We start from the raw sequence: 19,076 nt of genomic DNA, 5'->3' as shown, positions 1-19,076 counted from the left end.
GAGTCAATTCATCGGTGGCGGCGCAGTCTCGCGGACCAGGCTGCGCACCGCCTCGATATCGCCGTTGAGCGGCCGCTCGTCGCCATAATGGGAGATATGCTCCCGCGCGGCCTGATAGACCAGATCCGTCCCGGCCGCCCGGGGCGCTGTCGCCGCCAGAAAATCATGCGCCTGGGCGGCGGTCATCAGCTCGATCGCCAGGATATATTCGGCATTGTCGATGACCGCGAGCAGCTTGCCGGCGGCGGCTGTGGGATGGGCGAGGAAATCCTCCTGCAGGCCGGAGGTCAGGCCGCCGTCCATCGCCGCGGGCGCGGCAAGGCGGCGGTTTTCATTGCTCAGCGCGGCGGCGGTATATTGCGCGATCATGAAGCCGGAATGGCTGCCGGCGTCGCTCGCGAGAAACGGCGGCAGGCCGCTCACCAGCGGATTGACCAGCCGGTCCATGCGCCTTTCGCTGATCGCGCCGATCTGCGCCAGTGCAATGGCGAGACTGTCAGCCGCCTGCCCGAGCGCCGGGGCGACGGCATGGGCCTCGGAGGAGACGATCGGCTGCTCCGGCGTGCCCGAGACGGCCGGATTGTCCGTCACTGAAGCAAGCTCCTGGTTGACGATGCGAGCCGAATTGTCGAAGACGTCGCGGGCGGCGCCATGCGCATGCGGCACCGAACGGAGGCTGAGCGCATCCTGGGTGCGCCGGCCGAAGGCGGCGGCGACAAGGCCGCTGCCGCGAAGGCGGGCACGAAGGGACGCTCCCACCTTTTCAATTCCCGCCGATGGGCGCAGCGCCAGCACCGCCTCGTCGAAGGCGGCGATCTGGCAACCCGCCGCTTCCAGCGTCAGCGCGGCGATGGCATCGGCCCAGTCGAGCAGCCGTTCGGCGCGCATAAGTGCCGTGGCGGCCAGGCCGGTGGCGCAGGCCGTGCCGTTGACGAGGCTCAACCCCTCCTTGGCGCCGAGCACCAGCGGTTCGAGGCCGATCGCCGCAAGTGCCTGGCGGCCGCTCATGCGTTCTCCGCCCAGCATGGCGCTGCCTTCGCCGATCAGGACGAGCGCCGCATGGGCATTGTGGGTGAGGTAACCCGCCGAGCCTTTCGACGGCACGTCGGGAATGCAATCATGCGCCAGCAGGGCGGTGAGATGCTCGACGATCTCGCGCCGCACGCCGGAATGGCCATGGGCGAAATTGGCAATCTGAGCGGCAATGATGGCGCGCACGGCGCGGGCATCAAGCAACGGCCCGACACCGCAGGCGTGGCTGAGCACGATGCTGCGCGACAGCAGGCTCTGCGAGGCGCGATCGACCACGGTATCGGCCAGCGCCCCGACGCCGGTGTTGACGCCATAGGCGCGTACGCCGGTTTCGACGATGCTGGCGACGATGCGGCTTGCCTGCTCGACGCGCGCCCAGGCGGCCGGCGACAGCGCAAGAGCTTCCCCTGCCCCGACGCGCGCCACATCGCGCCAGGTCAGCACTCTATCGATGATGATCGTCATTGACCTGTCCCGAAATGGCCGATGAACTGGCGGAAGGCGGGGGTCGCGCCTGTTGTGAACATCTCGTCCGGCTTGCCGCTGCTTTCGATCAGCCCCTCGCGCATGAAGACGACGCGGTTCGAGACGTTGCGGGCAAAGCTCATCTCATGGGTGACGACGAGCATGGTCATGCCTTCCTCGGCAAGTGCCCGCATGACGCGCAGGACCTCACCGACGAGTTCCGGATCGAGCGCCGAGGTCGGCTCGTCGAACAGCATGACCTTCGGCTTCATCGCCAGCGCGCGGGCGATTGCGGCGCGCTGCTGCTGGCCGCCGGAGAGATGGGCGGGATAGGCATGGCGCTTGTCTGCGATGCCGACCTTTTCGAGCAGCGCTTCGGCCTCGGCGATGCAGTCGGCGCGCGGCCGCTTCAACACATGGATCGGCCCTTCGATGACGTTCTGCAGGATCGTCATATGGGACCAGAGATTGAAGGACTGGAACACCATGCCGAGTTCGGAGCGGATGTGGTCGACCTGCTTCTGGCTGGCCGGCCTTGTCTTGCCGTTCTTGTGAACCATCTCGATGTGCTCGCCATCGACCCAGATCTCACCGTCGCTGGCGGTTTCGAGCAGGTTGATGCAGCGCAGAAAGGTCGATTTGCCGGAGCCGGAGGCGCCGAGCAGCGAGATCACATCGCCGTCCTCAGCATCGAGGGAAATGCCGCGCAGCACCTCGTGCGTGCCGAAGCTCTTGCGGATATTGCGGACCGAAAGTCGGGTTACGCCTGGCATGGTTGCTCCAATCGATTCAGGTTCCGCCTAGGCCTTCAGCGCTTGCGGGATCGCACGGCGGTGTCGGGACAGCGAATATTCGAGCAGAGCCATGCCCTGCAGGATGATGAAGTTCAAAACGAGATAGATGATCGCCGCGCAGAGGAAGACTTCCATCGTGCGGTAGGTCTGCGAGATCAGCCGCTGGGCCACACCGGTGACCTCCCAGACGGTGACGAGGCTGGCGAGCGCCGTCGATTTCATCATCAGCACGATCTCGGTCGAATAGGCCGGCAGCGCATGGCGGAAGGCGATCGGCGCCAGGATGCGGCGCACCATCAGGAAACCGGACATGCCGATCGAACGGGCCGCCTCGATCTCCTTCGGCGAAACCGCGCGGATGCCGCCGCGGAAAATCTCCGCCGTGTAACCGGCGGTGCAGAGCGCCAGCGACAGCACGGCGCAGACCATCGGCTCGCGCAGGAACGGCCAGAGGAAGGAATAGCGGATGACGCCGAACTGGCCGAGGCCGTAGAACACCAGGAACATCTGGATCAACAGCGGCGAGCCGCGAAAGACGAAGATATAGCCCTTGGCGAAACCCGACAAATAGCGGTTGCCGCTGACCCGCATCGTGACGATGACGAGCGCCAGCAGGCCACCGAAGAAGATCGACAGCGAAAACAGGATCAGCGTCGTCGGCACAGCCTTGAGCAGCGTCACCATGGTCGAGGCGAGAAAGGTGAAATCCATCGTCGTCCCCTTACGCCTGGCCCATGGCGGAGGCCGGCATGCTGCGATTGGCGCGGCGTTCCGCCCCGTTGAAGATGCGGTCGGAAAGGCTGGTCAGGATCAGGTAGAGGCAGCCGCCGGCGATGAAGAACAGGAAATATTGCCGGGTCGAACCCGCCGCCACCTGGCTGGTGCGCATCAGCTCGGCAAGGCCGGTGACCGAGATCAGCGCCGAATCCTTGAGGCTGAGCTGCCAGACATTGCCGAGGCCGGGAATGGCGAAGCGAAGCACCTGCGGGATGATGATGCGGCGGAAGCGCATGCCGCGATTCATGCCGATCGCCGAAGCGGCTTCGAGCTCACCCTTGGCGATCGCCAGATAGGCGCCGCGGAACACCTCCGCCTGATAGGAACCGGAGATGATGCCGACGGCAAGCGCGCCGGCGGCGAAGGAAGGCAGGCCGAGGAAACCCTCGTAGCCCATCGCCTTGCCGATCGAAGTGACGGCGGAGGAACCGCCGAAATAGATGAGATAGATGATCAGCAGTTCCGGCACGCCGCGAAAGACGGTCGTATAGACATTGCCGAAGGCGACGAGGAGAGGATTGCCGGAGAGCTTCGCACCCGCGACGATGGCGCCGAGCACCGCGCCGATCGCAAGCGCCGTCGCGGTGACGGCCAGCGTCATCAAGGCGGCGAGAATGAGCAGCGCGCCCCATCCCGTCGAGCCGAAGCCAAGCAGTTCCAAGGTTGCCATAGCGTCCGTTCCCCGTCCGTGGCAGTGTTTTGTCGATCGAGAATAACACGCGGTCCCCGGCGATAAAGCCGGAGACCGCGCCTGCGGCCAAACGGCCGAAGCGATTACTGCTGCGGGCTGACGTCGACCTTGAACCACTTCATCGAAAGGTTCTTGACCGTGCCATCGGCCAGCGCCGACTTGATCGCCACGTTGAACTTGTCGCGCAGATCGGTGTCGGCCTTGCGGACGCCGAGGCCTTCGCCCTCGCCCCAGATCGAGCCGACGATCTCGGGACCGGTGAAGTCGAGCGCGCCGTTGGCGGCCTGGAAGGCATTGGCGAAATAGACGGCGTCATCGAAGCCGAGGTCGATGCGGCCGTTCTGCAGGTCGAGATCGCGGTCGGCGCCGGTCTTGTATTCGCGGATCTCGGCAATGTCGCCGAAATTGTCATAGACGAACTTGGCATAGACGGTCGCCGCCTGGATGCCGATCGTCTTGCCCTTGAAGGCCTCCTTCAGCGCGTCGATCTCCTTCACGCCGGTCTGGCCGGGCGTCATCTTGATCGTGGCGCCGGTGCCGGCGGCTTTCGCCAGCGGGCTGTCCTTGGCGGTGGCGAAGGCGGCGGGTGTCGCGGCATAGGGAACGGTGAAGTCGATGACCTGCTTGCGCTCCTCGGTGATCGACAGCGCGTCCATGATGACGTCGAACTTGCCGGCGTTGAGCGCCGGGATCATGCCGTCCCAGTCGGAAGCGACGAGCGTGCATTCGATCTTGGCGCGTTCGCAGAGCACCTTGGCAAGCTCCGGCTCGAAGCCGCCGAGCGTGCCGTCGGCATTGGTGAGGTTCCACGGCGCATAGGCGCCTTCAAGCGTAATGGTCGCCTTCGTCCAGTCCTTGGCAAAGGCCGGGGCAGCAAAGGCGGAAAGAGCGGCGACGCCGCAAAACAGGATTGTGCTGAATTTCATTGATGAATTCTCCTCTGGAGTTGAAAACAGACCTTGCGGCGCCATGCCGATCTTCGCCGGCTTGCCCTTTCCGTCCTATTTTTGTGTCCAGGACCGATTGGGAGGTTGTATATGGTACCATATGAGATATTTTGTGATATGCAAGAGGAAAGTCGATTATGTGGCAAATTGCATCCGTGCAAAAGGAATAGGCAATGAAGCGGTCCGGCGAAATGAAGCGCGATCTGGCGGGAAATGACAGCACGCCGCTCTACGCCGGCGTCAAGCAGGTGATCCTCGACCGCATCCACAGCGGAGAATGGCCGCCGAAATACCGCGTGCCGTCGGAAAACGAGTTGGTCGTCGAACTCGGCGTCAGCAAGATGACCGCCAACCGGGCACTGCGCGAACTTGCCAACGAAGGCGAACTCGTCCGCATCCAGGGCGTCGGCTCATTCGTCGCCGAGCGCAAGGGATATTCGGCGCTGTTCGAGGTGCGCAACATCGCCGAGGAGATCGCCGAACGCGGCCATATCCACGAGGCCACTGTCGTCGTTCTGGCCCGGGAAACCGCCTCTCCCGAGATTGCCGACGCCTTGGAGTTGGCAATCGGCGCGGCCGTTTTCCACTCGCTGATCGTGCACAGCGAAAACGGCGTTCCGGTGCAGATCGAGGACCGGTTCGTCCATCCGGAGGCCGCTCCCGAATATCTCGAGCAGGATTTCACGACGCTGACGCCGAACGCCTATCTGACGGCCGCCGCCCCGCTCAGCGGCTCCGAGCACGTCGTCGAGGCGGCGATGCCGCAGGCCTGGGAATGCAAGCTCCTGACCATCCTGAAGAGCGAGCCCTGCCTGACGATCCGCCGGCGCACATGGTCGGCAAAACAGGTCGTCTCGACCGCCCGCCTTGTCTATCCCGGCTATCGCTACCGGCTCGAGGCGCGCAGCGGCAAGATGTTCGAAGACTAAAACACTCGTTACCTTGTATATGGAACTTACGATTATTGCGACGCCGGCGTGAATCGCGCCATCAGCGCGTGACGATCGCCGGGATAGGTGAAGCGCACGTGGGTCACCGGGCCGGCGCCACTCCAGGTGCGGCGCTCGACCACCAGGCACGCAGTGTTGCGGGCGATGCCGAGGGCGGCCGCCACTTCGGCGCTGGCGGAGACGGCGTGAATCCGGTGTTCGGCGGTGCTCCACGGCACCTGGTTGAGCAGCCACGGCCCCGGCGCCACCGTCAGGAAATCGGCATCGGCCGCCTCCGGCACGGTCGCAAGGCTGATCAGCCGCTCCTCCAAACAGAAGGGCCGTGCGCCGGCATTGTGGATGCAGACGACTTCGACGACCGAGGACCCCAGAGGCAGCTCCAGCCGGCGGCTGTCCTCCGCCTTGGCCTTGCGGCTCGCCTTCTTCGACAGCGCATAGGAATAGGGCAGGTTCAGCGACTGCACCTCGGCCTTGATGTCGTGGATTTCGAGAACCGCCGATTGCGCCTGCGGCTGGGTGACGAAGCTGCCGGATTTCTTGCGGCGCTCGATCAGGCCGGCCTTGGCGAGCTGGGTCAGCACCTTGTTCACCGTCATCCGCGAGACGTCATACTGCGTGGCGAGATCGACCTCGAAGGGAATGCGATGCCCCGGCGGCCATTCGCCCGACACGATACGGCCCTCGATGTCGCCCAGGATGCGCTGATGCAAGGTAGGATCCCTGCTTTGATTCATCGCCACGTTCCGAATTGGTTCCCCGATCTAGATCGAATGCGCCACCGTGAAAAGCGCTTTTTCAGGCAGCCAGCAACTCACCCATCGCAGCAAGGAAGCGACGATCGATGGCGTCACGCTTGAGATGGCGACCGCCCTCCACCTGTTTGCGGCCGCGCGCCCAGACGCAATCGACGGAAATGCCGCCGGCAAACAGCCAGTGATCGAGGATCTGGTCACCCGAGAGATAGGAAACGGCCGACGTATCGAGCGAAACGAAATCGGCATGACGGCCCTCGGCGATACCCGCCGGGGCCTTCAGCGCCGCACCGCCGCCGCAAAGCGCCTGGTTGAACAGGCAAAGCGCCGTCGAACCGCCGGGCGCGGCCACGACATTGCGGGCGCGCAGCGCCAGGCGCTGCGAATATTCGAGCTGGCGCAGTTCCTCCGGCAGGGAGATCCGCACGTTGGAATCCGAGCCGATGCCGTAACGCCCGCCCTCCTCAAGGAAGAGTGGCGCGGCAAAGGCGCCGTCGCCGAGATTGGCCTCGGTGATCGGGCAGAGGCCGGCAATCGCGCCGCTTTTCGCCATCCGCCGCGTCTCGTCCTCGGTCATGTGCGTCGCATGGATCAGGCACCAGCGCGCATCCACAGGCATGTGATCGAGCAGCCATTCGACCGGCCGCGCGCCCGACCAGGCGACGCAGTCCTCGACCTCCTTCACCTGCTCGGCGACATGGATATGGATAGGGCCCTCGCCCGCCAACGGCACGACCCTGGCCAGTTCCTCCGGGGTTGCCGCCCGCAAACTGTGGGGCGCCAGTCCGAGCTCGGCGCCATCGAGCCGGCCGATCACCGCCCCGCATCCTTCCATCAGCCTCTCGAAGCTTTCGAGCGAATTGATGAAGCGCCGCTGGCCGTCGATCGGCGCCGTACCACCGAAACCGGAATGGGCATAGAAGACCGGCAGCAGGGTCAGACCGATGCCCGTCTCCAGGCTCGCCGCACCGATACGTTCGGCGAGCTCGGCAATATTGGCATAGGCCGCTCCGTCCTTATCATGATGGAGATAGTGGAACTCGCCAACCCGGGAAAAGCCTGCCTCCAGCATCTCCGCATAGAGCTTGGCTGCGACCGCCTCGACATGCTCCGGCGTCATCGCCAAAGCGAACTTGTACATGACCGTGCGCCAGCTCCAGAAGCTGTCGTTTGCAGGACCGCGCACCTCGGCAAGACCGGCCATTGCCCGCTGGAAGGCGTGGCTGTGCAGATTGCCCATGGCCGGGACGATCAGAGCATGGCGCTCATCGCCGGGCGCAGCGGCAACCCCCACCTCGACCCGGGCGATGCGCCCGGCCTCGAGCGTCAGCCGCACGTCCTTCTGCCAGCCTTGCGGCGTCAGCGCCGTGCCTGCGTGAAGTGTAGTCATGGACTTTTCTCCCCTTCTGCCGCGCCGCCGATCTTTCTTTTCCAGAGGAGCGCGCAAAATTTCGCTTGTCACCTGCTTATTATGTATATACATGTTTCAGCATAAGGAAAGGCGCAAAGCTGATGACCGGGAACAATTTTTCTGAAGAGACCGCATCCGCCGACGTCAGGCCGGCGCTGTGGCGCAATGCGCGCCTAGCGACCCTCGCACCTGACAAAGCCGGGCTCGGCATCATCGAAAAGGGCGCCGTTCTGATCGAATACGGCCGCATCGCCTTTGCCGGCGCCGAAAGCGAGCTGCCGGCATCGGCGATCGAACGCTCGGACATCATCGATCTCGAAGGCCGCTGGGTGACACCGGGTCTCGTCGACTGCCACACCCATATCGTTCACGGCGGCAATCGCGCCCGCGAATTCGAGATGCGGCTCGAAGGCGCGACCTATGAGGAGATTGCGCGGGCCGGCGGCGGCATCGTCTCCTCCGTTCAGGCAACCAATGCCCTGTCGGTCGAGGAGCTTGTCGCCACGGCGCTGCCGCGGCTCGATACGCTGCTGGCCGAAGGCGTGACGACGATCGAGATCAAATCCGGCTATGGTCTCAACCGAACCGGCGAAGTGAAGATGCTGCAGAGCGCCCGCCTGCTCGGCCATGTCAGGCCGGTCCGCGTCGCCACCAGCTATCTCGGCGCGCATGCGACGCCTGTCGACTATAAGGGCCGCAACGGCGACTATCTCGACGATGTCGTGCTGCCCGGTCTCGACGACATGTATAATCTCGGCCTTGCCGATGCCGTCGACGGCTTCTGCGAAGGCATTGCCTTTTCGACGGCCGAGATCGCCCGCGTCTTCGACAAGGCGAAGGCGCTCGGCCTGCCGGTCAAGCTGCATGCCGAGCAGCTCTCCAATCTCGGCGGCGCCAAGCTGGCGGCCGCCTATGGCGCGCTCTCCTGCGATCACCTCGAATATCTCGACGAGGAAGGCGTTGCGGCAATGGCCGCCGCCGGCACCGTCGCCGTGCTGCTGCCCGGCGCCTTCTACGCCATTCATGAAAAGCAGAAGCCGCCGGTGGATGCGCTGCGCCGGGCGGGCGTGCCGATCGCGATCGCCACCGATTGCAATCCGGGCACCTCGCCGCTCACCTCGATGCTGCTCACGATGAACATGTCGGCGACGCTGTTCGGCCTCACCGTCGAGGAATGCATCGCCGGCGCCACCCGCGAAGGAGCCCGCGCGCTCGGCCTCATCGGCGAGACCGGAACGCTCGAAGCCGGCAAATCCGCCGATCTCGCCGTCTGGAATATCGAGAGCCTTGCCGAGCTCGTCTACCGCATCGGCTTCAACCCGCTTCATACACGCGTCTTCAAAGGCGAAAGGAACGGTCGATGACCATTACGCTCCACCCGGGCTCCGTCTCGCTCAAGGATCTGGAAAGCATCTATTGGACCGGCGAGCCGGCAAGGCTCGATCCCGCCTTCGATGCCGGTATCGCCAAGGCCGCCGCCCGCATCGCCGAGATCGCCGCCGGCAATGCGCCGGTTTACGGCATCAATACCGGCTTCGGCAAACTCGCCTCGATCAAGATCGACAGCGCCGACGTCGCCACGCTGCAGCGCAATCTCATCCTGTCGCATTGCTGCGGCATCGGCGCGCCGCTGCCGGAAAATGTCGTCCGGCTGATCATGGCGCTGAAGCTGGTCTCACTCGGCCGCGGCGCCTCCGGTGTGCGGCTGGAACTGGTGCGGCTGATCGAAGGCATGCTTGATAGGGGCGTCATCCCGCTGATCCCGGAAAAGGGCTCGGTCGGCGCCTCTGGCGATCTTGCGCCGCTCGCCCATATGGCCGCCGTGATGATGGGCGAGGCCGAAGCCTTCTTCGCCGGCGATCGCCTTTCCGGCGCTGAAGCTCTGGAAAGAGCCGGGCTGAAGCCGGTCGTGCTCGCCGCCAAGGAGGGTCTGGCGCTGATCAACGGCACCCAGGCCTCGACCGCACTGGCGCTCGCCGGCCTCTTCCGCGCCCATCGCGCCGCCCAGGCGGCCCTGATCACCGGCGCCATGTCCACCGATGCCGCCATGGGCTCTTCGGCGCCCTTCCATCCGGATATTCACACGCTGCGCGGCCATAAGGGCCAGATCGACACGGCTGCAGCCCTTCGCGCCCTGCTCGAACAATCGGTCATCCGCCAGAGCCACATCGAGGGCGACGAGCGCGTGCAGGATCCCTATTGCATCCGTTGCCAGCCGCAGGTCGACGGCGCCTGCCTCGACCTCTTGCGCTCGGTCGCCCGCACGCTGGAGATCGAGGCCAATGCGGTCACCGACAATCCGCTGGTGCTGTCGGACAATTCGGTTGTATCGGGCGGCAACTTCCACGCCGAACCGGTCGCCTTCGCTGCCGACCAGATCGCCCTCGCCGTCTGCGAGATCGGCGCGATCTCGCAGCGCCGCATCGCGCTGCTGGTCGACCCGGTGCTCTCCTACGGCCTGCCGGCCTTCCTCGCCAAGAAGCCGGGCCTGAACTCCGGCCTGATGATTGCCGAGGTCACCTCGGCGGCGCTGATGTCTGAGAACAAGCAGATGTCGCACCCCGCCTCGGTCGATTCGACGCCGACCTCGGCCAACCAGGAAGACCACGTCTCGATGGCCTGCCACGGCGCCCGCCGCCTCCTGCAGATGACTGAAAACCTGTTCGGCATTATCGGCATCGAGGCGCTGACCGCCGCCCAGGGCGTCGAACTGCGCGCGCCGCTCGCAACGAGCCCGGAGCTTTTGAAGGCGATCGCGGCAATCCGCAGGCAGGTGCCGAGCCTGGACGTCGACCGCTACATGGCAGACGACCTCGCCGCCGCCACCGAACTGGTGGCGACGGGCGCGCTGAACGCCTCGGTTTCGTCAGGCATCTTGCCGGTTTTGGAGGGCTGATCGCGATGTATCTGCACTCGGTACCCCGAGACGCCGGAGCTCTTTGCTTATGACCGAACCATATGAAATCCATCGAGGCACCTCCCCCGTCATCCTCGCCTTCCCCCATACCGGCACCGACGTGCCGCCGGCGATTTACGATCGCCTCAACGACAATGGCCGGATCCTCGCCGATACCGACTGGCACATCCATGAGCTCTATGATGGCCTGCTGTCCGACGCCACGACCGTGCGCGCCACCTTCCACCGCTATGTGATCGACGCCAACCGCGATCCCCAGGGCATCAGCCTTTATCCTGGCCAGAACACCACAGGCCTCGTCCCGGAAACCGACTTCGACGGCAAGGCGATTTGGAAGGATGGGCAGGCGCCTGACGAGGCCGATATCGCGGCGCGGCTGACGGACTTTCATGCGCCCTATCATGCCGCCCTTGCCGCCGAAATCGAGCGCGTCAGAACGATGCATGGCGTGGCGATCCTCTATGATTGCCACTCGATCCGTTCGCACATTCCCTTCCTCTTCGAAGGCAAGCTGCCGGATTTCAATATCGGCACCGATATGGGCAGGACATGCGACGGCGCCATCGAGCAGGCGACGCTGACCGGCGTCGAAGCCGCAGAAGGCTATGACAGCGTGCTTAACGGCCGCTTCAAGGGCGGCTGGACGACCCGCCATTATGGCCGGCCCGAGACCGGCGTGCATGCGATCCAGATGGAGCTCGCGCAATCGACCCATCTGCAGAGCGAGGCGCCGCCATTTGCCTACGACACTACGAAAGCGGACAGGCTTCGCGTCCATCTCAAAGACATTCTGGTGCGCATCGAGCAGATCGCGCCAGGCCTGAAACGATAACGATCACTCGACAGGGGAACCGCCATGAGCAATCCACGCCACAATATCCGCGAAATCCGTGCGCCCCGCGGCAACGAGCTCAATGCCAAGAGCTGGATGACCGAAGCGCCGTTGCGCATGCTGATGAACAATCTCGACCCCGACGTCGCCGAAAATCCCAACGAACTCGTCGTCTATGGCGGCATCGGCCGGGCCGCGCGCACCTGGGAGGATTTCGACCGGATCGTCGCGACGCTGAAGACGCTGACGGAAGAAGAGACCCTGCTCGTCCAATCCGGCAAGCCGGTCGGCGTCTTCCGCACCCACAAGGATGCGCCGCGGGTGCTGATCGCCAACTCCAACCTCGTGCCGCACTGGGCGACCTGGGATCATTTCAACGAGCTGGATAAGAAGGGCCTTGCCATGTACGGCCAGATGACAGCCGGCTCGTGGATCTATATCGGCACGCAGGGCATCGTCCAGGGCACCTACGAGACCTTCGTCGAGGCCGGCCGCCAGCACTACGACGGCAATCTCAAGGGCAAATGGATCCTGACCGGCGGCCTCGGCGGCATGGGTGGCGCCCAGCCGCTCGCCGCCGTCATGGCCGGCGCCTGCTGCCTCGCCGTCGAATGTAACCCCGACTCGATCGATTTCCGCCTGCGCACCCGCTATCTGGACGCCAAGGCCGAGACGCTCGACGAAGCGCTCGAGATGATCAACCGCTGGACCAAGGCCGGCGAAGCCAAATCCGTCGGCCTGCTTGGCAATGCCGCCGAAATCCTGCCGGAAATGGTCCGCCGCGGTATCCGCCCCGACATCGTCACCGACCAGACCTCGGCCCACGACCCGATCAACGGCTATCTGCCGAAGGGCTGGACGATGGCTGAGTGGAAGGCCAAGCGCGAAAGCGATCCGAAGGCGGTGGAAAAGGCCGCGCGCGCTTCGATGCGCGAACATGTCGAGGCGATGATCGCTTTCTGGAACGCCGGCATCCCGACCCTCGACTACGGCAACAACATCCGCCAGGTCGCCAAGGAAGAAGGCCTGGAAAACGCCTTCGCCTTCCCCGGTTTCGTGCCGGCCTATATAAGACCGCTGTTCTGCCGCGGTATCGGCCCCTTCCGCTGGGCCGCCTTGTCCGGCGATCCGGAGGATATCTACAAGACCGATGCCAAGGTGCGGGAGCTGACCCCCGGCAATACCCACCTGCACAACTGGCTCGACATGGCCAAGGAGCGCATCGCCTTCCAGGGCCTGCCAGCGCGCATCTGCTGGGTCGGCCTCGGCGACCGCCACCGCCTGGCGCTGGCCTTCAACGAAATGGTCAAAAACGGCGAACTTTCCGCGCCGATCGTCATCGGCCGCGACCACCTCGATTCGGGTTCGGTCGCCTCGCCGAACCGCGAAACCGAGGCGATGAAGGACGGCTCCGACGCCGTCTCCGACTGGCCGCTGCTGAACGCGCTGCTCAACACCGCCTCGGGCGCCACCTGGGTGTCGCTGCACCATGGCGGCGGCGTCGGCATGGGCTTCTCCCAGCATTCCGGCGTCGTCATCTGCGCCGATGGCACCGACGATGCGGCAAAGCGTCTCGAGCGTGTGCTCTGGAACGACCCGGCGACCGGCGTCATGCGCCACGCCGATGCCGGCTACGATATCGCCCTCGACTGCGCCCGCGACAAGGGTCTGCGCCTGCCCGGCATTCTCGGGAACTGAGCCTCGTGAAGATCCTGCGCGCCGGCGATTACAAACGCATGCCGTGGAAGAACGGCAAGGGGGTGACGGTGGAGATCGCCGTCTCCCCGCCTGGCGCCTCGATCGACGATTTCGACTGGCGCATCAGTATGGCGGCGGTCGCGGAAAACGGGGCGTTCTCGATTTTCCCGGGCATCGACCGGACGCTGGCGATCCTCGACGGCAATGGCATGGTGCTCGAGATCGACGGCCGCGCCCCGACGCTGCTGACGACGCAAAGCGCCCCCCTTGTCTTCCCGGCTGACATCCCCGTCATCGCCAGGCTCGAAGACGGCGCGATCACCGACCTCAACGTCATGACGCGCCGGGGCGGTCTCACCCATAGCCTCACCCGAATCGAGATCGACGCCGCGGTGCGCGTGCCGTTGCCATCGCGGACATGCCTGTTCCTCTGCCATCGCGGCAGCGTGTCATTCCGCCGGTCCGGCGAGACCGGGACGCTTTCGGCCGGCGACGCGTTGCTGATCGAGGATGGAACGGCAACCGCACTTGATATCGACGGCGAGGCCAGATGTTATTTCATCTCGATCGCCACGCACTGATTTCGTCTTAACAATCTGAGAAGACAGTAAATTTCTGGACGAATGGGCGCGCCCGCATCGACGATCGCGATATCAGGCCATGGACGCCATTCCTGCTTTCGGTCTAAACTTTGCCCTTCTGATGCAGAAGAAGACCTAGACTGCCCGTGACATCCAGGGCGGCAAGGGAGCAGGTGTGACGGATCCATACGATATTCTCGGCGTTGAACGCGATGCGGACGAGGCGAAGCTGAAGGCTGCCTATCGGCGCCTTGCCAAAGTCGCCCATCCTGATTCGGGCGGCGACACGGAAGCCTTCGACAATTTGCAGAAGGCCTATGCGCTGCTGCTCGATCCGGTCCGCCGTAAGGTCTATGACGACACCGGCTATGACGTCGAGTTCGCCGATGCGGCCGAGCTGCAGGCGCTTGTGATGATCGAGAAGCTCGTGACCGACGCCGTGCTCGACGAGCGGGCGCCGGGAAGTTTCGATCCGGTCGCCGTCATGCAGGAAAGCCTCTCCGAGGAACTACGCAAGGCGCGGTTCAGCAAGAGCGAGCTGGAACGCCACGCCTCACGCGTGGGCCTGCATCTGGAGCGGTTGGAAAAGCAGTCCGGCCGCGATGTGCTCGCCCATATGTTCCGCGCCCGCATCGAAGCGATCTCCAAGGCGGTCGCGGAAACCGAGGCGAAGATCAAGGCGGCCGAACGGGCCGCCGACATGCTGAGCGGCTATGTCTACGATCTCGATCCATCGCTGCTGCCGGAGGCTTCGGTCACCAATCTCGAATGGATCGAGACCTCCAGAAACCGCTCCACCGGCTGACGCAGCACGCGCTAAAACCGTCAGTAGGACAGCTTCGGATACCAGTCCGGCGCCCGGCCTTCCGGTGTCGTGTCGATCAAGGTCCAGAGCGGCATCAGGTCGGGGGCGCCACGCGGGTCCTCGCCGGGATCCGAGGTAACGTCGCCCATTTCCTGGCTCCAGAAGTGGCGGATGGTGCCGTCGCGCCGTGTGAAGACGTTATAGGCAGGGTCATCGCCGCCGCCTTTGCCGATGGCATGATAGTCGCGGCTGTAATCGCCCGTCGTGTCGGAATAGAGCGGCAGGTGATGCCAGCCGCGTTCCTTCTTGAAGGCAAGCAGCTTTCCGATCGGCGAGCGGGCAATGACCGCGAGGGCGGCGCGTTGCTGGATATCCGGTACCTCGCCATCCCAGGCCGACAGCAGCGAGGTGCACATCGGGCATGGGCGTTCGCGCTCCGGCCCAAACATGTAGCTGTAGACGATTAGCGTATCCTTGTCGGCGAAGAGTTCGCTCAGCGAGATCGCCCCGTCCGCACCTTCGAAGCGGTAATCCTTCTTCACCTCGCCGCCGGGCGGCAGCGCCCGGCGCTGTCTTGCCACGCGCTCGATGTGCCGGCGCAATTCGATCTCCTCGGCCAGCAGCGCGTCGCGGGCGATACGATATTCCTCGCTCTCGTTCGGGAAACGAACGCCGTTCTTGGCCGCGAGTACGGCGGCGGGTACCAGCTGACTGTTATCCATCACATATCCTCCTTCTGTCGTCGCGCGTCTCGAGCGCTCAAAGGATGTGCCGCGATCGCAACGGATTTCCAGCACATCGTTAGGAAGACGATCCTCAGATGCGAAAATCGACAGGACCGGCGGGAAAAATCCGCCTTTGAGGAGGAATGGAACAGAAAACCACCTAAGCGACCGAAACGACCGGCATGAAGATCGTCATGCCGGTGCTACCGTTCGCGTGATGCGGTGCCGCTTGTCTGCTTTTCAGTGTTTGAGAACGACCTTCCCGGGAGCACCTGCCGCAACCGCGTTCTGGGCAAGGCCGATCTGCTCCAGGGTGAAGGTATGGGAAATCGGGATCACCAAGTCACCGCTGGCGGCGGACGCCAGAACAGCGTCAAGCATGGCCGCGTCGGTGCGATGGTAGAGTTCGCGGATGATAACGCGGTTTCCGGCGTTGGCGCCTTCCGGCACCGAAACGATGCTCGCAACTGTGCCACCGTCGCGGACATGACCGATGAGGTTGCCGACCACCGGGCCGGCGGTGCTGATCGCATAGTCGAAACTCGGGCTTGCGGCGGGAACCGTGATGTCGAGCGCTTCGCCCGCCAGCTCCTGGCCTTCGTTCAGCCGCTCGGGCCGGACGCCCGCAACCGGCTGGGCGCCGATCTGCCTGAGGTATTGGATGGCGGACCGTCCGACCGTGCCGAGGCCGCCGGAAACGAGAACCCGGTCGCCGCCCTTGACGCCGAGCGCTTCGACGGTCTGCCGGCCGGTAAGACCTGCCTTGACCAGCGAGGCGCCCTGCTCGAAGCCGAGTGCGGCCGGCAGCCTTGCGATGGATGTCGAGGGAACGACACCATATTCCGCATGCGCGCCTCTGCCGTTTGCGGCAAAAACGGCGACCACCCGGTCGCCGACCGCAAAACCGGTCACACCTTCGCCGAGTGCCGAGATGGTGCCGGCGGCGTCACCTCCGAGCACGGCCGGCAGTGGAAGCGGGATGTACTGCGCCATGAAGCCCTGGCGGAGAATGAGATCGAAGGGGTTGACGGCGGATGCCTCGATCTTGATCAGGACTTCGCCCGGTCCGGGCTTCGGCGCCGGAAGATCCGCGATTTCGAACTGATCGACATCACCATAGGATTTCAGAAGTGCCGCTTTCATTGCGCCTCCAGAATTTCTAGCGTTTCGTTTGCGCCTATGCCCGGCTGCCGGGCACAGGCGGTTCCCGGATGATGCCGTCTCAGGCCGTGGCGGGGGGACGCGCGTTGTCGAGCGTCCAGGCTCCGCCGCCGGCAAAGGCGATGTAGAGGAAGATGAAGCAGAACAGAATGGCACCTTCGCCCATGTTCAGCGCCGGCCAGAAGCCATACGGCGTGTGGCCCATGAAGTAGGCGGCAGCCATTTCGCCCGACGCGATGAATGCGGCGATGCGCGTTTGAAATCCGACGAGCATCAGAGCAGAGGTGATCACCTCGATTGCGCCTGCAACCAGCAGGAGGGCGGGCAGCGGATAGGGTACGCCTTGAATCGGACCCGGAAACTGCAGAAACTTCATTGTGGCATGTTCGAGGAAGAGTAAGGCCGCCATGATGCGCAGAAGTGCGAGAATGTATGGCGTCCATTTGCCGGTATTGATCATCGAGTTTCTCCAATGAGGTTGATGGGAGGTCAGGCGGCGGAGGCCGCCTTCTGAGTTCCTGGTTTCTTTCCAGAGCCTTATCGACATGGCGAAGACGGCTTGAAGATTTCGCCGGTCATTGCGCATCTCCATGTGATCGGGGGGTTGAGGGGGCGCGGCCGAAACGGAAGCTCGATGCGGTGAGCCCGCCGGCAAAATCCTTCTGGTGATAGGTGGTGGCGCCGGCTTCGTTCTCGGCGGCGCCGACGACCACCATCAGCGGGATGAGGTGGTCTTCGCGCGGATGCGCCGCCCGGGCGGCCGGCGCCTGCTGCCATTCGATCAGCCGCTCGGTGCGCTTGTCGCAGGCTGCGTGAACCAGTGTTTCCTGAAGCCAGGCGTCGAAGCGGCGGGACGGCTCATATCCGCCGGTGCCGCGCATGGCCGAAAGATTGTGATAGCTGAGACCGCTGCCGATGATCAGGACGCCCTCGTCACGCAAGGGCGCCAGCGCCCGGCCGACGCTGATGTGCAGCGCCGGATCATAACCCGCATCCAGCGAAAGCTGCACGACAGGGATGTTCTCTTCCGGATAGAGCGGCTTCATGATGCTGAACGTGCCGTGATCGTAACCACGCGTCGGATCAAGCGCCGCTTCGATACCGCTCGCCCGCAGCAGATGCTGCACGCGGTCTGCGAGATCAGGCGAACCGGGGGCATTGTAGGTGATGTGATAGAGGTGTTCGGGAAAGCCGTGATAGTCGTAGACCATGCCCGGCTTGACGCCCGACGATATGACAAAACCTTCCTCTTCCCAGTGCCCCGAGACCACGAGGATCGCCTTCGGCGCATCGCCGAGTTCAGCGCGCATGTCGACCAGCGACCGTTCGAGCACGTCGAAGTTGCGACGGAATTCTCCTGTCATGTAGGGCCAGGGACCACCGCCATGGCTGACGAAATAAGTCGGGAGTCTGGAATTTGTCACCGGAATTGTCCTTGGGCATCATTGTCGCGAGCATTGGGCAGCGCTTCGATAGGAAGATTTTGATTTTTTCTCCATTATTGATCAATGTGGCAGATATTGAAGAACCATTTCCTGGGTGTTGATGATCAGTGGATACGTTGACGAGCCTGCGGGTGTTTTGCACCGTCGCCGAACTGAAAAGCTTCACCGCTGCTGCCGATCGCCTGGGCGTTTCACCGGCAATGGCGAGCAAGCATGTGATGCAGCTCGAGAACCGGCTGGGCACGCGGCTGCTCAACCGAACCGGCTGGGCACGCGGCTGCTCAACCGAACCAGCCGGCACGTCAGCCTGACGGAGACAGGGCGGCTTTACTTCAACCAGACCAGGGAGATGCTCGAACGGCTGGACGAGGTGGAAGACGCCATCGGGAATGTGACGGTCGCTCCCCGCGGCATGCTGAAACTGAGTGCGCCGGTTTGGGCGGCAACCAACTATTTTACCGACATGCTGACAGCGTATAACCGGCGCTACCCCGATGTCTGCCTGGACTTGGATCTCAGCGGCCGGCTGGTCAACCTAGTTGACGAAGGTTTCGATCTGGCGCTGCGGGCAACGTCGCAGGACCGGCTCGATCCGGGCCTCGTCGCCCGCCCGCTGACGAACGTGCAGTTCCGTCTCATGGCCTCGCCGGATTACCTCGAGCGAACCGGGCGGCCCCGAAACGTCGGCGAGCTCAACGGCCACGCACTGCTTCGCTACTCCGGTGTCAATTTTGGGGAAAGCATGTCGCTGGAAGGTCCGGACGGACCACACAAGATCACCTTCCGCACGGTGATGCAGAGCGACAACGAGACAATTATGCACCTGGCGGCCCTGCGCGGCATGGGCCTCGCCTTCCTGCCGACATGGATGGCTGAGCAGGATATCGAGGCAGGCCGCCTGGAGATCGTGCTGCCGGCCATTATGCTCGGTTTCAACAGCACGCTTTACGCCGTCTATCCGAGCCGCAAATATCTCTCGGCCAAGGTCCGTACCTTCATCGATTTTCTGACGGCGAGCACGCGGGAGATGGGATAATCCTCGCTCAGCGAGAACACCGGCGCGAAAAAAATCCCACTTCGGACTCCCGAAATC

18 protein-coding genes and 1 pseudogene are annotated in these 19,076 nt (G+C 63.9%); 8 read left to right on the top strand and 11 right to left on the bottom strand.

Annotated features, from left to right (window positions below; all coding sequences use genetic code 11):
* Window positions 1-3 precede the first annotated feature (3 nt).
* The 5 genes from hutH (HJB91_RS00670) to HJB91_RS00650 all read right to left on the bottom strand — a co-directional run bounded on the left by hutH (HJB91_RS00670) (window position 4) and on the right by HJB91_RS00650 (window position 4,685).
* Entirely contained in the window at window positions 4-1,497 is a 1,494-nt protein-coding gene (gene hutH / locus HJB91_RS00670; RefSeq protein WP_221124001.1) for a histidine ammonia-lyase, read from the bottom strand.
* A complete protein-coding gene (locus HJB91_RS00665) occupies window positions 1,494-2,270 on the bottom strand; it encodes an ABC transporter ATP-binding protein (RefSeq protein ID WP_040111353.1) in 777 nt (258 codons plus the stop codon). Before HJB91_RS00665 ends, hutH (HJB91_RS00670) begins: the two co-directional genes overlap by 4 nt.
* Before the next feature lie 27 nt (window positions 2,271-2,297).
* On the bottom strand, window positions 2,298-3,002 hold the full coding sequence (locus HJB91_RS00660) for an ABC transporter permease (protein WP_168296488.1): 705 nt from the start codon (window positions 3,000-3,002) through the stop codon (window positions 2,298-2,300).
* Between the two features lie 10 nt (window positions 3,003-3,012).
* Complete coding sequence (locus tag HJB91_RS00655; RefSeq protein WP_168296487.1) at window positions 3,013-3,738, bottom strand: ABC transporter permease; 726 nt, start codon at window positions 3,736-3,738, stop codon at window positions 3,013-3,015.
* 104 nt (window positions 3,739-3,842) lie between these two features.
* A complete protein-coding gene (locus HJB91_RS00650; RefSeq protein ID WP_221144891.1) occupies window positions 3,843-4,685 on the bottom strand; it encodes a transporter substrate-binding domain-containing protein in 843 nt (280 codons plus the stop codon).
* A 194-nt stretch (window positions 4,686-4,879) separates the two neighbouring features.
* Here HJB91_RS00650 and hutC (HJB91_RS00645) point away from each other — a divergent pair, with 194 nt between their 5' ends.
* On the top strand, window positions 4,880-5,635 hold the full coding sequence (hutC, locus tag HJB91_RS00645; protein ID WP_168296485.1) for a histidine utilization repressor: 756 nt from the start codon (window positions 4,880-4,882) through the stop codon (window positions 5,633-5,635).
* A 32-nt stretch (window positions 5,636-5,667) separates the two neighbouring features.
* Here the strand turns inward: hutC (HJB91_RS00645) and hutC (HJB91_RS00640) are convergent, their stop codons facing one another.
* Window positions 5,668-6,390: a histidine utilization repressor gene (hutC, locus tag HJB91_RS00640; RefSeq protein WP_221153290.1), complete on the bottom strand. Its 723-nt coding sequence runs from the start codon at window positions 6,388-6,390 to the stop codon at window positions 5,668-5,670.
* Between the two features lie 61 nt (window positions 6,391-6,451).
* A complete protein-coding gene (locus HJB91_RS00635; RefSeq protein WP_221153289.1) occupies window positions 6,452-7,798 on the bottom strand; it encodes a formimidoylglutamate deiminase in 1,347 nt (448 codons plus the stop codon).
* A gap of 122 nt (window positions 7,799-7,920) precedes the next feature.
* Between HJB91_RS00635 and hutI the strand changes: the two genes are divergently transcribed.
* The 6 genes from hutI to HJB91_RS00605 all read left to right on the top strand — a co-directional run bounded on the left by hutI (window position 7,921) and on the right by HJB91_RS00605 (window position 14,652).
* Window positions 7,921-9,183, top strand: coding sequence for an imidazolonepropionase (gene hutI / locus HJB91_RS00630; RefSeq protein ID WP_221153288.1), 1,263 nt, complete (start codon window positions 7,921-7,923; stop codon window positions 9,181-9,183).
* Complete coding sequence (gene hutH, locus HJB91_RS00625; RefSeq protein ID WP_221153287.1) at window positions 9,180-10,715, top strand: histidine ammonia-lyase; 1,536 nt, start codon at window positions 9,180-9,182, stop codon at window positions 10,713-10,715. Before hutI ends, hutH (HJB91_RS00625) begins: the two co-directional genes overlap by 4 nt.
* Window positions 10,716-10,764: 49 nt before the next feature.
* Window positions 10,765-11,568 (top strand): N-formylglutamate deformylase, encoded by an 804-nt coding sequence (gene hutG, locus HJB91_RS00620; protein ID WP_210632548.1) that lies wholly within the window; start codon window positions 10,765-10,767, stop codon window positions 11,566-11,568.
* Between the two features lie 24 nt (window positions 11,569-11,592).
* Window positions 11,593-13,266: a urocanate hydratase gene (gene hutU / locus HJB91_RS00615; RefSeq protein WP_210632547.1), complete on the top strand. Its 1,674-nt coding sequence runs from the start codon at window positions 11,593-11,595 to the stop codon at window positions 13,264-13,266.
* Window positions 13,267-13,271: 5 nt separating this feature from the next.
* Window positions 13,272-13,847: a HutD family protein gene (locus HJB91_RS00610; RefSeq protein WP_221153286.1), complete on the top strand. Its 576-nt coding sequence runs from the start codon at window positions 13,272-13,274 to the stop codon at window positions 13,845-13,847.
* A 175-nt stretch (window positions 13,848-14,022) separates the two neighbouring features.
* Entirely contained in the window at window positions 14,023-14,652 is a 630-nt protein-coding gene (locus tag HJB91_RS00605) for a J domain-containing protein (protein ID WP_011427926.1), read from the top strand.
* 20 nt (window positions 14,653-14,672) lie between these two features.
* Here HJB91_RS00605 and HJB91_RS00600 read toward each other — a convergent pair whose 3' ends face one another.
* The 4 genes from HJB91_RS00600 to HJB91_RS00585 form a co-directional block, all read right to left on the bottom strand.
* On the bottom strand, window positions 14,673-15,374 hold the full coding sequence (locus tag HJB91_RS00600; protein ID WP_221153285.1) for a DUF899 family protein: 702 nt from the start codon (window positions 15,372-15,374) through the stop codon (window positions 14,673-14,675).
* Window positions 15,375-15,617: 243 nt separating this feature from the next.
* Window positions 15,618-16,520 carry an NADP-dependent oxidoreductase gene (locus HJB91_RS00595; protein WP_221153284.1) on the bottom strand — a complete coding sequence of 301 codons (903 nt, stop codon included), beginning with the start codon at window positions 16,518-16,520 and terminating at the stop codon, window positions 15,618-15,620.
* A gap of 79 nt (window positions 16,521-16,599) precedes the next feature.
* Window positions 16,600-16,998, bottom strand: coding sequence for a DoxX family protein (locus tag HJB91_RS00590; RefSeq protein WP_086083302.1), 399 nt, complete (start codon window positions 16,996-16,998; stop codon window positions 16,600-16,602).
* A 115-nt stretch (window positions 16,999-17,113) separates the two neighbouring features.
* Window positions 17,114-17,962 carry a class III extradiol ring-cleavage dioxygenase gene (locus tag HJB91_RS00585; RefSeq protein WP_210632541.1) on the bottom strand — a complete coding sequence of 283 codons (849 nt, stop codon included), beginning with the start codon at window positions 17,960-17,962 and terminating at the stop codon, window positions 17,114-17,116.
* 128 nt (window positions 17,963-18,090) lie between these two features.
* Here HJB91_RS00585 and HJB91_RS00580 point away from each other — a divergent pair.
* A pseudogene (locus tag HJB91_RS00580) lies at window positions 18,091-19,019 on the top strand (LysR family transcriptional regulator).
* Window positions 19,020-19,076 lie beyond the last annotated feature (57 nt).

The organism is Rhizobium sp. NLR10b (assembly GCF_019685435.1).
Classification (GTDB): domain Bacteria; phylum Pseudomonadota; class Alphaproteobacteria; order Rhizobiales; family Rhizobiaceae; genus Rhizobium.
This window is presented reverse-complemented; position numbering and strand designations above follow the sequence as displayed.

What these genes read in the sequence shown, in the direction of transcription:
- hutH (WP_221124001.1), bottom strand. Translation starts at nt 1,497, where the DNA reads ATGACGATCATCATCGATAGAGTGCTGACCTGGCGCGATGTGGCGCGC.
- HJB91_RS00665 (WP_040111353.1), bottom strand. Translation starts at nt 2,270, where the DNA reads ATGCCAGGCGTAACCCGACTTTCGGTCCGCAATATCCGCAAGAGCTTC.
- HJB91_RS00660 (WP_168296488.1), bottom strand. Translation starts at nt 3,002, where the DNA reads ATGGATTTCACCTTTCTCGCCTCGACCATGGTGACGCTGCTCAAGGCT.
- HJB91_RS00655 (WP_168296487.1), bottom strand. Translation starts at nt 3,738, where the DNA reads ATGGCAACCTTGGAACTGCTTGGCTTCGGCTCGACGGGATGGGGCGCG.
- HJB91_RS00650 (WP_221144891.1), bottom strand. Translation starts at nt 4,685, where the DNA reads ATGAAATTCAGCACAATCCTGTTTTGCGGCGTCGCCGCTCTTTCCGCC.
- hutC (WP_168296485.1), top strand. Translation starts at nt 4,880, where the DNA reads ATGAAGCGGTCCGGCGAAATGAAGCGCGATCTGGCGGGAAATGACAGC.
- hutC (WP_221153290.1), bottom strand. Translation starts at nt 6,390, where the DNA reads ATGAATCAAAGCAGGGATCCTACCTTGCATCAGCGCATCCTGGGCGAC.
- HJB91_RS00635 (WP_221153289.1), bottom strand. Translation starts at nt 7,798, where the DNA reads ATGACTACACTTCACGCAGGCACGGCGCTGACGCCGCAAGGCTGGCAG.
- hutI (WP_221153288.1), top strand. Translation starts at nt 7,921, where the DNA reads ATGACCGGGAACAATTTTTCTGAAGAGACCGCATCCGCCGACGTCAGG.
- hutH (WP_221153287.1), top strand. Translation starts at nt 9,180, where the DNA reads ATGACCATTACGCTCCACCCGGGCTCCGTCTCGCTCAAGGATCTGGAA.
- hutG (WP_210632548.1), top strand. Translation starts at nt 10,765, where the DNA reads ATGACCGAACCATATGAAATCCATCGAGGCACCTCCCCCGTCATCCTC.
- hutU (WP_210632547.1), top strand. Translation starts at nt 11,593, where the DNA reads ATGAGCAATCCACGCCACAATATCCGCGAAATCCGTGCGCCCCGCGGC.
- HJB91_RS00600 (WP_221153285.1), bottom strand. Translation starts at nt 15,374, where the DNA reads ATGGATAACAGTCAGCTGGTACCCGCCGCCGTACTCGCGGCCAAGAAC.
- HJB91_RS00595 (WP_221153284.1), bottom strand. Translation starts at nt 16,520, where the DNA reads ATGAAAGCGGCACTTCTGAAATCCTATGGTGATGTCGATCAGTTCGAA.
- HJB91_RS00590 (WP_086083302.1), bottom strand. Translation starts at nt 16,998, where the DNA reads ATGATCAATACCGGCAAATGGACGCCATACATTCTCGCACTTCTGCGC.